Source organism: Eisenbergiella tayi (assembly GCF_001881565.1).
In the GTDB taxonomy this organism is placed as follows: Bacteria; Bacillota; Clostridia; order Lachnospirales; family Lachnospiraceae; genus Eisenbergiella; species Eisenbergiella tayi.
The window spans coordinates 246,038-257,737 of sequence record NZ_MPDJ01000010.1; the positions used below are offsets into that span (position 1 = coordinate 246,038).

General features: G+C 43.6%; 13 protein-coding genes, 1 tRNA gene and 1 rRNA gene. 2 read left to right on the top strand and 13 right to left on the bottom strand.

The annotated features are described in order from the left end of the window. Window positions 1–594, bottom strand: coding sequence for a chromate transporter (locus BLA28_RS28335; protein ID WP_069159497.1), 594 nt, complete (start codon window positions 592–594; stop codon window positions 1–3). After that, window positions 594–1,190: a chromate transporter gene (locus BLA28_RS28340; protein WP_016359695.1), complete on the bottom strand. Its 597-nt coding sequence runs from the start codon at window positions 1,188–1,190 to the stop codon at window positions 594–596. Before BLA28_RS28340 ends, BLA28_RS28335 begins: the two co-directional genes overlap by 1 nt. 112 nt (window positions 1,191–1,302) lie before the next feature. Here BLA28_RS28340 and BLA28_RS28345 point away from each other — a divergent pair, with 112 nt between their 5' ends. Further along, window positions 1,303–2,193, top strand: coding sequence for a LysR family transcriptional regulator (locus tag BLA28_RS28345; protein ID WP_069159496.1), 891 nt, complete (start codon window positions 1,303–1,305; stop codon window positions 2,191–2,193). On the opposite strand, the gene BLA28_RS28350 is transcribed toward BLA28_RS28345, so the two are convergent. Continuing rightward, complete coding sequence (locus BLA28_RS28350) at window positions 2,177–2,521, bottom strand: hypothetical protein (RefSeq protein ID WP_069153544.1); 345 nt, start codon at window positions 2,519–2,521, stop codon at window positions 2,177–2,179. The two genes, BLA28_RS28345 and BLA28_RS28350, sit on opposite strands and share 17 nt — an antisense overlap. A gap of 265 nt (window positions 2,522–2,786) precedes the next feature. On the opposite strand from BLA28_RS28350, the gene BLA28_RS28355 reads away from it, so the two are divergent. Next, window positions 2,787–3,347 carry a YdeI/OmpD-associated family protein gene (locus BLA28_RS28355; RefSeq protein WP_069159495.1) on the top strand — a complete coding sequence of 187 codons (561 nt, stop codon included), beginning with the start codon at window positions 2,787–2,789 and terminating at the stop codon, window positions 3,345–3,347. 190 nt (window positions 3,348–3,537) lie between these two features. On the opposite strand, the gene BLA28_RS28360 is transcribed toward BLA28_RS28355, so the two are convergent. The 10 genes from BLA28_RS28360 to BLA28_RS28405 form a co-directional block, all read right to left on the bottom strand. Then, window positions 3,538–3,966, bottom strand: a complete 429-nt coding sequence (locus BLA28_RS28360) for an SHOCT domain-containing protein (RefSeq protein WP_044967067.1) — start codon at window positions 3,964–3,966, stop codon at window positions 3,538–3,540. A gap of 188 nt (window positions 3,967–4,154) precedes the next feature. Beyond that, a tRNA-Leu gene (locus BLA28_RS28365) sits at window positions 4,155–4,237 on the bottom strand. A gap of 120 nt (window positions 4,238–4,357) precedes the next feature. Continuing rightward, complete coding sequence (locus BLA28_RS28370) at window positions 4,358–5,629, bottom strand: diaminopimelate decarboxylase (protein ID WP_069159586.1); 1,272 nt, start codon at window positions 5,627–5,629, stop codon at window positions 4,358–4,360. Window positions 5,630–5,631: 2 nt separating this feature from the next. After that, the gene (locus BLA28_RS28375) at window positions 5,632–6,360 is read right to left on the bottom strand and encodes a TrmB family transcriptional regulator (protein ID WP_009256496.1); all 729 of its coding nucleotides are present in this window, start codon (window positions 6,358–6,360) and stop codon (window positions 5,632–5,634) included. Window positions 6,361–6,510: 150 nt separating this feature from the next. Further along, complete coding sequence (locus BLA28_RS28380) at window positions 6,511–8,280, bottom strand: DUF2264 domain-containing protein (RefSeq protein WP_069159494.1); 1,770 nt, start codon at window positions 8,278–8,280, stop codon at window positions 6,511–6,513. Between the two features lie 27 nt (window positions 8,281–8,307). Then, entirely contained in the window at window positions 8,308–8,985 is a 678-nt protein-coding gene (gene ung / locus BLA28_RS28385) for a uracil-DNA glycosylase (protein ID WP_069159493.1), read from the bottom strand. A gap of 47 nt (window positions 8,986–9,032) precedes the next feature. Beyond that, window positions 9,033–9,794: an imidazole glycerol phosphate synthase subunit HisF gene (hisF, locus tag BLA28_RS28390; RefSeq protein WP_069159492.1), complete on the bottom strand. Its 762-nt coding sequence runs from the start codon at window positions 9,792–9,794 to the stop codon at window positions 9,033–9,035. A gap of 15 nt (window positions 9,795–9,809) precedes the next feature. Further along, a complete protein-coding gene (gene hisH, locus BLA28_RS28395; protein ID WP_069159491.1) occupies window positions 9,810–10,418 on the bottom strand; it encodes an imidazole glycerol phosphate synthase subunit HisH in 609 nt (202 codons plus the stop codon). An 81-nt stretch (window positions 10,419–10,499) separates the two neighbouring features. After that, the gene (locus BLA28_RS28400) at window positions 10,500–11,300 is read right to left on the bottom strand and encodes a hypothetical protein (RefSeq protein WP_050018628.1); all 801 of its coding nucleotides are present in this window, start codon (window positions 11,298–11,300) and stop codon (window positions 10,500–10,502) included. Between the two features lie 236 nt (window positions 11,301–11,536). Further along, window positions 11,537–11,700 (bottom strand): 23S ribosomal RNA (locus tag BLA28_RS28405); the annotation flags it as partial.

The window sequence follows — 11,700 nt, forward strand, 5'->3', positions numbered from 1 at the left end:
TTAATGGTACAGGAAAAAACCTGCCGCCCCGGTGAGAAGCATTAACGCAACAGGGCCCAATCCCTTTACCTTCCCCTTTGTAAAAAGAGGAACGATAATCCTTGGAAGCAGCAGCGCGGATACAAAGAGCGCCACACTCCGTATCTCTATACAGCTCAGGGATAACTGTCCGATATCGGAGCTTCCCCAAAAAGTAAGAAGCAGGATGGTTCCTGCTGCGGAAAGAATCAATCCCGTGGACGCCGCCTTCAGCCCCTTCAGAAGATGCGTCATATAGAAGGAGTTTCCTTTTTTCTTAAAAAATACATACAACAGCAGTGACAGCACAATTCCTCCGGCCACACAGCCTGCGGTAGCAGCCGCTGCCCCCCATACTCCCGCCAGCTGGAATCCGGCAAAAGTAGAAGCATTTACAGCCAGCGGCCCCGGTGTCATCTGTGAAATCGTAATAATATCCCCGAAGGTTTTCTCTGTCAGCCACCCGTATTTTCCCACAATCTGATTCTGAATCAAACTGATCACTGCGTAGCCTCCCCCAATGCTGAAGCATCCAATCTGAAGAAACACTCCGAAAAGTTTTGCAATCAGTTCCATTACACTTCCTCACTCTCTTTCTCTGTCTTCTTCACCCTCCTGCCGCACAGATACCATGCCTGGGCCAGACTCATAATACACCCTGTCACCAGAGCCAGGGCCGCACTTCCTTTTCCCAGGAAACAAAAGATAAATATTCCGGGTATCATGAGGGAAAACAGGAAATTATGTTCCTTCCAAATATTTCTGCACATTCCGAATGCGGTTTCCGCAATCAATACCGCTGCTCCAGCCTGCATTCCCTTTAAAACAGCCGCCATTGCATGATTGGCAATAAACGCCTGATAGCTGTGGGAGATCACTCCCATTATCAGAAACGGAGGGAACACAGATGCAAATGCACTGATAATCGCCCCTGACGCCCCAGCCACCCGGAATCCTGTGACCGCCGCCAGATTCACGGCAATGGCTCCCGGCGCTGATTGAGACACTGCCGCCATTTCCGCCAGTTCTTCCTCTCCAAACATCTTCTTTTGCAGGACAAAATATTTTCTTATCATGGGAACTACCACATACCCTCCCCCGAAAGTAAACGCACTGATAAACATATGTATGCCCAGAAGCCATAAATAAAGCCTTTTTTTACCTTTTTTCATAAATGCTGCCTCCTCGTCCGCCTTATTATATAGCTTGCTTTATCATTAGTAAAATGATATATTTTAATCAATCTCATTACTTTTATTCATCTATAATCAAGGAGCGATTATTATGACAATACGGCATATGGAAATTCTGAAAGCGATATCCGAAACAGGCAGCTTTACAAAAGCCGCCCGGTTACTGTATATTACACAGTCTGCGGTATCTCATGCCGTTCAGGAACTGGAAACGGAAGCGGGAACTCTTCTTTTTGACCGTCTCTCCAAAACGATCAGGCTTACGGAAGCGGGAAACCTCCTTCTGCAGGAAATTCTTCCCATCCTGGATTCCTGCAAGGCAGTAGAGTCCAAAATAAAACAGCTGGACCGCCGCGCCCCCATCCGCATTGTGTCCAGCATTACTATTGCCTCTTACTATCTGCCCGATGCTCTTCATCGGTTTGAAGCTTCTCACCCGGATATTCCGGTATATGTAAATGTGGTAAGCGCAGCTAATGCCATAGAAGTGCTTCAGGCAGGAAATGCTGATATCGCCCTGGTAGAAGGGCTTCCTCCCCACGGCCCTTATCAAAGTACCCCATTTTCCTCTTATCCGCTGCTGACTCTTTGCTCACCCGATTATCCGCATTCCCGGCAGCCGCTGTCTCCCTCCGCTCTGACAGAAGAACAGCTTCTTCTGAGAGAAAAAGGAAGCGCTATCCGTGATGTACTGGACAGCGCTCTCTATCTTTATGGTTTTACCGCTCATCCTCTTTGGACAAGCGTCAATTCTCCTGCGCTCATCGAAGCCGCTAAAGCCGGCCTGGGAATTACCATATTGCCGGATATTCTGGTAAAAGATGCTCTGAACGAAGGGAGCCTGATTTCTCTGGAAACGGAAGGTTTATCCCTGATTAATCAGCTGCTTCTGGTTACACATAAGGATAAATACCTTACTGAACCGCTTACAGAGCTTATCCGGATCATGGTCCCGGATGAAACGGTTACACTAAAAAATTAATAATCATAAAGAAAATTCCTACTATAGAAAGAATCAAATAAAACATCAATATATTCTTTATTGTATTTATATTATCATTAATTTTACTCAGGACATCAGGTGAAGGAAGATTTACACTTGTACTGGCGGATGCCGGATATTTGTCCTTCAGCTGAGCCTTAATCTGCTCTTTTTCCTCTTTGCTTTTCGTATCCCACTCGGCCTTTGTATATCCTGCGTACACCATAGCAGATTTGCATTCCGAGCACCCCTGATATTCATTTGGTGCTGAATGCTCAGCACTTCCAAGATAGTGACAGTTAGGGCAATAATAAATATAGCGTTCCATAGTATTTTCTCCTTTATGTATATTATTTGATATAATATTGTTACCTTTTTACCCTTTCTTTGTTGTATATTATACCATCTAATACAACATGATGAAATGTTTAAGTAAAATATATTTATAATATTTCAGATATCATCACTGTAATATAATTCAGATATCATCACATCAATATAATATAATTTACTTTATCAATCATTATTTTTCTGATATAATTTAATCGGTATAAAAAATACATAGACAATCAAATTCGACAGGAGGTGGCATATTGCCTGAATACTTGAAATTTTCTTCACGAAGTGAATTCAGAAATTGGCTGGAAACAAATTGTATGTCAAGCGAGGGGGTGTGGCTGCTGTTCGGCAAAACGGGCGGCCCCAAAACAATCAAGGCCGGCGAGGCACTTGAAGAGGCCCTGTGCTATGGCTGGATCGACGGACAGATGCAGAGCCTTGATGACAAATCATATGTCAAATATTTCTCTATGCGCCGTGAAAACAGCAAATGGTCCGATAAAAATAAGACTATTGTTGAAAGTCTTGAAAAGCAGGGATTAATGACAGAGTTTGGCAGGGAAAAAATAGAAGCGGCAAAGACAAACGGTCAATGGGATAAACCTAAAGCACCTCCCATTACAGATGAACAAATAGCTGTTTTAGCTGATATATTGAAGGAATATGAACCGGCTTATACAAATTTCCAGGCAATGTCTCCCTCTGTGAAAAAGACATATACAAGGGCATATTATGATGCCAAAACAGATGCTGGCCGCGCTAATCGTATATCTTGGATGGTGGAACGGTTAAATAAGAACCTTAAGCCGATGTGAATGATTTCAATGAGAAACCTTATTTCTATGACTTCATGTATGTAAAGCAAAACCTTAAAACTCCTCCTGATAAAATCCAGGAGGAGTCAGATTGCAGATAATCGGCTTCCTTAGAAAGACGATTGCCCAGTAGCTTCAAGCATCTGATTATTCAGTTACTTCGTCATATGGCCTTCAGCATATTTCTCTGCTAAATATTATCTATAATTTCTTTTTTCTTTACTACAAATTCTTCCTCGGTTATTAAATCAGCATCTCTCATTTTTTGTAATTCACTTAATTTTTCGTAGTTACTTGTCGCTTTGTTTAAATTTCCATTATTACCATTGGATGCATCATAGTAGATAGTATTATTATTGCTGGTTCCTCCTACTGTAGATAAAAAACCAGCTGCCACTATAATAAGCGATACAATTAATAATACAATACCAATAAGTATAACAACTTTAAAGTCTGACATTCTGGAAATAGCATGACTTGCATCCCCAGTTCCAAACATACCTTTTAGTGCCGATGCCAGACCTTTTTGGTTATTATACGATGTAACTCCATACATTATTATACCTATTCCAGCTATACTGCCAAGAATACCTAATATTTTCATAATTCTACTGGCCATTATATGTTCCTCCTGTTTTTTTCTATTATACTGCAGCCTTAATTAAAAGGAAACAACCTGTGAGTAACAGAATATCTGCTAATATATATGAGGTATTTCTGACTAATAAACCTTATAATATTTGAAGCAGAATCTAACGAAATGCAACACGAAAAGAAAAACCCCTGATAAACTCAGGGGTTTTGCACTGCCGGCGGCGGGACTTGAACCCGCACGTGGTTGCCCACAACAGATTTTGAGTCTGCCTCGTCTGCCATTCCGACACGCCGGCATTTCGGCTTCATTGTCCACAACTCAGCCGAAGATTATAATACCATATCTGAAAGTTTCTGACAAGCATTTTCACATGACTTTTTCAAAAAACTTTTACATATAATTTCTTCTGATAAGACTAAAAATTGAATTTATCATATATCTCAAAGCAGTCAAATGTTGCAAAATAATCCTTTGGAGTCTCCGCTCTTCTTATCAGCTGCACATCCCCGTTTTCTTTCAGCAAAAGCTCGGAGGATTTGAGCTTGCCGTTATAATTATATCCCATAGCAAAGCCGTGGGCACCTGTATCATGAATAACCAGGTAATCCCCCATATCCACTTTGGGAAGCATCCTGTCTATAGCAAACTTATCGTTATTTTCACAAAGAGACCCTGTCACATCGTACATATGGTCGCAGGCCTGTCCTTCCTTTCCTAAAACAGTTATGTGATGATAAGCTCCATACATGGCGGGCCTCATCAGGTTTACCGCACATGCATCGCAGCCAATATATTCCTTATGGGTGTGTTTTTCATGTATAGCCTGTGTTACGAGATGCCCGTAGGGAGCCATCATAAACCGTCCCAGTTCCGTATAAATTGCCACATCTCCCATTCCGGCAGGCACCAGCACTTCCTCATACATTTTTCTTACGCCATCTCCGATTGCAAGAATATCATTGCCCTCCTGATCCGGAAGATACGGAACCCCTATACCGCCTGAGAGATTTATAAAGCGGATATCCGCGCCTGTTTCCTCCTTCAGCCTGACAGCCAGTTCAAACATTTCCTTTGCCAAAACAGGGTAATATTCATTGGTAACAGTATTGCTTGCAAGAAAAGCATGAATACCGAAATGCTTCACACCCTTTTCTTTCAGAATACGGAAGCCCTCAAACATCTGCTCTGTCGTAAACCCATATTTGGCATCCCCGGGGTTATCCATAATACCATTGCTTATTTTGAATACACCGCCGGGATTGTAACGGCAGCTCATGGTTTCCGGAAGTTTTCCCATGATCTCTTCCAAAAACTCTATATGCGTAATATCATCCAGATTAATAGTGGCTCCCAGCTTTGCCGCATAAGCGAATTCTTCCGCCGGTGTATCGTTGGAGGAAAACATAATATCCTCTCCCTTAACTCCCATTGCCTCGCTCAGCATCAATTCTGTCAGTGAGGAACAATCACAGCCGCAGCCATAATCTCTCAGAATATCTATCAGAAAAGGATTGGGAGTCGCCTTAACGGCAAAAAATTCCTTATATCCTTTATTCCAGGAAAAAGCCTGTTTTAATTTCTGCGCATTTTCACGTATCCCTTTTTCATCATAAATATGGAAGGGGGTCGGATAGGTTTTCACAATTTCTTCCACTTGTTCTTTCGTCACAAACGGTACTTTATTCATTTTCATGCTTCTCCTTTTGCTTTCTTTTTCTTACCGGTAAGTTCGATCAGCTTAATCTCATTTCGCATGGCTTCCTTCAGGGCATCCACAAATACCCGCTGGCCGGAATACAGGCATATATCCCTGCTGCTTCCAGTGAGTTCACCGGTAAGAACATATTTGGAATCAGATATCAGACGAACCTGATTTTCTTTTCCTTCCGTTTTATAGCAGACTGCTGTTTTCAGCCGCTCCGGTATCTTATCTGAAAGAAGGACAACCTTTATTTTTTTCTGCAGCAGTTCATATATATCCTGTTCCATTTCCGCAATTCTTGTTCCTGACGCGGAAAGGTAAACTCTCTTTTCTGCCTGCTCCATCATGTGGTGCATCTTATCAAGGATCTGCTGTTCCCCCATAATTGTGATATACCCATCACTGGGCTCGTCAGCCGCCGGCATGTTATCTGACAGCCACTGCTTGGTATTCCCCATCATACGAAGCTTGTTGTCACAGAATTCCTCTACGGGAACAGCCATATACTTACTGCTGCTGCCCTCCATTAAATAGGCGGCGCCCTTTTCCGCCAGCCCCGCTAACGCATTATAGACATTGGAACGGGAAATTCCGGTCAGCTTTGCCGCTTCATATCCGGTAAGCGTACCATTTCTGTACAGGCACAGGTAAATTGAGGCTTCCTGCCTTGTCAGACCGAACACCATCAGCTTTTCAATATAACTCATTTCATCCATAGGCTGCCTCACAATCGTCCTCATTAGTAGTTCCGTACAGGAACACTATAGACTGTCATTTTTCATTTGTCAAGTCCGAAAAAAGAAATGATAAAAAGCCTCATCAGGCTTTTATACCTGACAAGACTTTTATTTTATCCAAATCTTTTTTTAATCTGTCCCATTTAAGCCTGATTTCTTTCCTTCCCAGTAATCAAGCCCTTTCCAATCGGCATAAACACAGGTCTCCACAACGGTAACACCTTCCATTATATGATACTGCACAGCCGGTATAACGGCCTTAGGATAGAGAAGATTGGTATTGGGATCCGCATCAATAATAACACCTGCCTCCGGCACCCGCTCTCCTGCAACTTCCGTATATTTTCCTGTCACTCTGCAAAAAGCATAGCGGTTCTCAGCCAGAGCTGTCCCCTCTTCTGTTCTGCCGGTAAATTCATCGGAAGGGTCCGACGCAATACCGAAACCGCAGTCATATGCCGCACAGCTAATATTGCTCACAATTCTGTGTATCCTTTTATGTCCCCATTCTTCCGGAATCACAACGGTTTCCACCTGGATTTTGGGATAAGGGGACCATACAGAAACCACTTTTTCTTCAGATACTGTAAAATCCTCACATATTCTCCGCACATACACATATCCGTCAATAAGAAAGGCCAGCATACTGTCCGGGGCCGCCTCATGAAGCTCAAAATTAGACTTTGCAACATGAAAACCAAATCTGGTATCGTAAGCAAATTTCCCATATTTTGCCTGACTCTGTCCATGTCCGGAGGAACTGTATCTGCCCGGAACATAAGCCGTATGATGGCCTGCATGGGCCGCTATAAGCATATCCGCATAGGGAAGCAGCCTGGTTTTTTCCAAAGGCGGCAAAGGGGCGGGTACAGCCGTCCAGAATTCATGATCATCAGGAAGCTGCAGAAATGCAAAGGTTTTCATCGCCCAGTAGGGCGAACCGGGCCCGTTATAACGCTCTCCCATTATCAGATCCGGATACCCATACCCAATTGTCAGAATACCATCCCTGTCAAATATCGGCTTCTTCATCCAGTTCTGCAGATGACGGACTATCAGTCCCTTAATCACCCCCACAGAAAAGGGATATACCCCCGCCATCAGGCAGGCAGACCAAAAGCTGACCTGAGCAAACCGATAAGTAAGAGAACGTCCAAAAGGCAGGGCTGCTCCCTCTTCATCAAACCAATAGATAAAGGTTTTTCCGAACAGCATTGCCCGTTCTTTATAGATACGGCAGCGCTCCGGATCCTCTTTCTCCATGACGCTGGCATAAAAAAGGCAGTAAAAATGAATAGCAAAAGAAACATAATAATCCTTTTGTCCGGAATCGCCATCCTGATACCATCCATCACCCAAATAGAATTCTTCCACGCCCTTAAGATATATCTCCAGCTTTTTACTGTCATATTTCCTGCCGCGTTTCATCAGGGCCACATTCACCAGTACCGCAAACAGAATCCAATTACATACAGGAAGGTCATAATCGTTAATGCCGTACAGCCAGCTGCTCAGATGTTCCTTTTCCGATTTCGAAAGAGGATCCCACAGCTTTTGCGGAGTGAGGATCAGCCCATAAGCTATCGCCGCCATCTCGACGAATTTCTGGTCAAACGCATGAAAACCGCCCCAGAATTCAGGATTACCCGGATCGGTACCGGCTTTCAGGCCCTTCCGGTATATTTCTTCAAATCCGGTTTCTTCTCCGCCTCCCGCCCAGAAAGGCACCAATCCCCATAAAGGCCGTGAAAAGGCTTCCATCCCTTCCGCCTTTCTGTCATAATTGGTAGCTGTGACCCCTAATATGAGTTCGGCCCTCTCTCTGCTGTAATAAGGCTTAAGAGGTTCAAGGACAGAAAGCATAAGCCTCTGAAAATCTTCTTTGGAATACAGATCCATATTTCTCCGTCTCCTTATTCTGATTTGTCAGATATTTTCTATCTGCCAGTCGACAGGCTCTACGCCATTGTTCTTTAAGAAGTCATTGGCCTGGCTGAAATGCCTGCATCCCATAAATCCGCGGAAAGCCGAAAGCGGGCTGGGATGAGGTGCCTTCAATATCAAATGCTTCGGATTGGTCAGCATGGGGATTTTACTCTGTGCAGGCCTTCCCCACAGCATATATACCAGCGGCCGGTCCTGATGGTTTACCGCTTCAATTACAGCATCCGTAAACTGCTCCCAGCCCTGTCCCTGGTGGGAGTTGGCCCGGTGCGCCCTGACTGTCAATACCGTATTCAGCATAAGTACTCCCTGATCCGCCCATTTCTTTAAATAGCCGTTATTCGGTATATAACAGCCCAGATCATCATGCAGTTCCTGATAAATATTCACCAGTGACGGAGGTATCTCCTTCTGCTCCGGTTTTACGGAAAAGCTGAGGCCATGGGCCTGATTTTCATTATGATAGGGATCCTGTCCCAGAATCACTACCTTTACCTTACTTAACGGTGTAAAATGAAAAGCATTAAAAATCTCATCCGCCGGCGGATAGACCACATATGTGGAATATTCCTTTTGTACGAACCGAAACAGCTGCGCGTAATATGGCTTTTTAAATTCCCCGCTTATTTCATCCAGCCAGTCATTTTGAATCATTCCCATCTTTTGTATCTCCTACCTTTTATTTTCATATTACAAGAAAAGCGCTTCTACAATCGTACAGAAACCCCTCTCCCCTGAAGGTATTCCTTTACCTCCCTGATTTCCAGTTCTATATAATGAAAAAGAGATGCGGCAAGAACAGCTTCCGCACGGCCCTCCACAAGCGCATCATAGAAATGCTCCAGTTTTCCGGCCCCGCCGGACGCAATTACCGGTATCGGTACCATATCTGCAATTTTCCTGGTCAGTTCAATGTCATATCCGGCTTTTGTACCATCACAATCCATACTGGTAAGCAGAATCTCTCCCGCACCCAGGCGGGTTACCTTTTCCGCCCAGAAAAAAGCGTCAATCCCCATATCAATCCTACCGCCATTTTTATAAATATTCCATCCGCTGCCATCCGGCCGTCTCTTGACGTCCATGGCAACTACCACGCATTGGCTTCCGAACTTATCCGCTGCCTCAGAAATCAATTCCGGCCTGTTAATAGCAGAAGAGTTTATGGATATTTTATCGGCCCCCTCCCGCAGCAGTACCTTGAAATCTTCCACGGTACGGATTCCTCCTCCTACAGTAAACGGTATAAATACCTTCTCCGCAACTTTACGAACCATATCAACTACCGTTTTCCTGTCATCGGAAGAGGCCGTAATATCAAGAAAAACCAGTTCATCGGCTCCTGCCTTATCATAGGCCTCACCTATTTCCACCGGATCCCCGGCATCCTGAAGATTAACAAAATTAACGCCTTTTACCACTCTTCCGTTATGTACATCAAGACAGGGTATTATTCTTTTTGTATGCATCGCTATATCTCCTTATTATGTGAGAGAAATAAAATTCTTCAATATGGTAAGTCCGACGGCCGAACTTTTCTCCGGATGGAACTGACACGCGAAAATATTATCTTTTTCCACAGAAGCATGAATACGTGTGCCGTATTCCGTTTCCGCTGTAACAATAGAAGGATCCGAAGACCTCAGATAATAGGAATGGACAAAATAAACATACGAATTTTCTTTTACCCCTGTAAAAAGACGCCCCTGATTGGGATAGGATAAGGAATTCCATCCGATATGGGGGATTTTCAGGCCTGGCGCTTCCGGTATGCGAAGTATTTCACCCGGCAGGATACCAAGTCCGTCCACGCCTTCGCTTTCTTCACTTCTCTCAAACAAAAGCTGAAGTCCCAGACAGATTCCCAAAAATGGGGTACCCTTTTCAGCCACTTCCCTGATTACATCTGTAAGCCCATAATCCTCCAGCTTCTGCATCGCATCACCAAAAGCGCCTACCCCGGGGAGAATCACCTTATCAACCTCCAAAATACAAGCTTTATCCCTTGTAATTACCGCATTTTCTCCCAGAGCCTGAAGGGCTTTTTCCACACTCTTTATATTTCCTGCATCATAATCAATAATCGCTACCATGCCTGCTGTCCTTCCCTTCTTCCAACTTTTACTTTATCTCATTACCGTAGTGTAGCACACTTGCAGTCTATCCGCAATATTTCACCCTTGATTTCCTTCCTCTGATAAAAACGTAATGGCATCAGTTTTTACGGAAATTCCTCTTTCAGACAGTTCTTCCGTTAAAAAAGGAAGTTTCCCATGAACACGGTAAAATACAGACTTTTGGTTAAAAAATGCTACTTTTTCAAAGGGAAAACGAATTACTGAAGGATATTCCATTCCCGCCCCCAGCTCCAAAATACAAAGCTTATGATTTAATGTTCCCTGAAGCCATTTTGTATATTTTTCCCACTGTGTAAGGTAGCCTTCTTCCCGATAACCAGGTGTTTCTATGCGATTAAACCAAAGGATGCCGCAGCAGTCCGTACAAACAGGAAAGTCCACCGATGAAAGGTCTCCATTGCAGTTATCAATTTCTTCAAGCACCTGCAGAATCACATTTTCATCCGTTACAAGAGATTCCTGCTCCGCATTGCATTTTTCTGCACACTGTAACGCCCGGAAACCTCCGCAGGGCGTTACGATTCGTTCCCTGTCCAGACCAGAATTAAAAATATAGTCGTCCTCCGATAAAGACAGAACAAAATAATTTTTTCCCTCCAGAAGAGCTGTCAGCGTTTCATAAGCTTTCTTTATACGATGATCCGGATGTCTGCGCATATAATGGCACTGAAGATACTGAATGATAGCAGCACTGTCCTCTTCCGCTTCCGCCTGGGCAAGCAGAGGCCCGTAAAAAGTATCTTCTTTCATTCCCTGATAACTCTCTTCCATTTCTTTTCCGATTCCAACCAGAACCATCTGAGAATCCGCTATATCCTGCAGCAATTCTTTCGTCATTTTCTCTTCCTCTTCATCTAAGCTTTTGTATATTTTTTATCTTGTTAATAGTATCATATTGGGGACAGTGCATCAAGTAATGAAATCCCCTGACCACAGTAAACATACGGATTTTTCAACACAAAAAAACCTTATCCGAAAACAGATAAGGTAAAATAATTCACAAATAAAATCCATACCCTCAAAACCGAACATTGAATCTAATCTCTTTCTCCAAAACTTACTTCCCATACCTTCAGGATAAGCCCTCGACCGATTAGTACTGGTCAGCTCCATACATTACTGCACTTCCACCTCCAGCCTATCTACCTCATACTCTCTAAGGGGTCTTACTTATTGGGATATCTCATCTTGAGGGGGGCTTCACGCTTAGATGCCTTCAGCGTTTATCCCTGCCGGA

Excerpts from the sequence above, each read along its gene's own strand:
- BLA28_RS28335 (WP_069159497.1), bottom strand. The coding sequence starts at position 594 with ATGGAACTGATTGCAAAACTTTTCGGAGTGTTTCTTCAGATTGGATGC.
- hisH (WP_069159491.1), bottom strand. The coding sequence starts at position 10,418 with ATGGTAGCGATTATTGATTATGATGCAGGAAATATAAAGAGTGTGGAA.
- BLA28_RS28380 (WP_069159494.1), bottom strand. The coding sequence starts at position 8,280 with ATGGATCTGTATTCCAAAGAAGATTTTCAGAGGCTTATGCTTTCTGTC.
- BLA28_RS28340 (WP_016359695.1), bottom strand. The coding sequence starts at position 1,190 with ATGAAAAAAGGTAAAAAAAGGCTTTATTTATGGCTTCTGGGCATACAT.
- BLA28_RS28360 (WP_044967067.1), bottom strand. The coding sequence starts at position 3,966 with ATGGCCAGTAGAATTATGAAAATATTAGGTATTCTTGGCAGTATAGCT.
- BLA28_RS28350 (WP_069153544.1), bottom strand. The coding sequence starts at position 2,521 with ATGGAACGCTATATTTATTATTGCCCTAACTGTCACTATCTTGGAAGT.
- BLA28_RS28370 (WP_069159586.1), bottom strand. The coding sequence starts at position 5,629 with ATGAATAAAGTACCGTTTGTGACGAAAGAACAAGTGGAAGAAATTGTG.
- hisF (WP_069159492.1), bottom strand. The coding sequence starts at position 9,794 with ATGCATACAAAAAGAATAATACCCTGTCTTGATGTACATAACGGAAGA.
- BLA28_RS28375 (WP_009256496.1), bottom strand. The coding sequence starts at position 6,360 with ATGGATGAAATGAGTTATATTGAAAAGCTGATGGTGTTCGGTCTGACA.
- BLA28_RS28400 (WP_050018628.1), bottom strand. The coding sequence starts at position 11,300 with ATGACGAAAGAATTGCTGCAGGATATAGCGGATTCTCAGATGGTTCTG.
- ung (WP_069159493.1), bottom strand. The coding sequence starts at position 8,985 with ATGGGAATGATTCAAAATGACTGGCTGGATGAAATAAGCGGGGAATTT.
- BLA28_RS28345 (WP_069159496.1), top strand. The coding sequence starts at position 1,303 with ATGACAATACGGCATATGGAAATTCTGAAAGCGATATCCGAAACAGGC.